At 52.6% G+C, this 308-nt stretch carries 1 pseudogene; it reads left to right on the top strand.

Annotated elements, in window-relative coordinates:
* Positions 1 to 63: 63 nt before the first annotated feature.
* Positions 64 to 308: pseudogene (locus tag IV91_RS0112670) on the top strand (IS3 family transposase); the annotation flags it as partial.

Here is a 308-nt window from a genome sequence, read left to right as displayed (position 1 = left end):
TATAGTGGACCCTGAAATCAAGACAGTAGTTTATGCTGTGCGCTGTCATAAGGGATGAGCGAAATGAGCGAAGCGAAGAAGAGGAAAGTTCACACCCCCGAGTTCAAGGCGAAGGTAGGCCTTGATGCGGTGAGAGGGGTAAAGACGATCAACGAAATTGGTCTGGATTACGGAGTTCATCCGGTGCAGGTAGGGCAGTGGAAGAAGGAAATTCAGGAGCAAGCCAAGACGCTGTTTGAAGGAAAGCGAGGGCCAAAGCCGACGGCTGAGCATCGTGAGCCGGAACTGCTGTACAGCGAGATTGGCCG

The sequence above is a fragment of the Ferrovum myxofaciens genome, from assembly GCF_000735045.1.
Classification (GTDB): Bacteria; Pseudomonadota; Gammaproteobacteria; order Burkholderiales; family Ferrovaceae; genus Ferrovum; species Ferrovum myxofaciens.
Note: the sequence above shows the minus strand (reverse complement) of the source record. Positions and strands in the feature narration are given on the sequence as shown.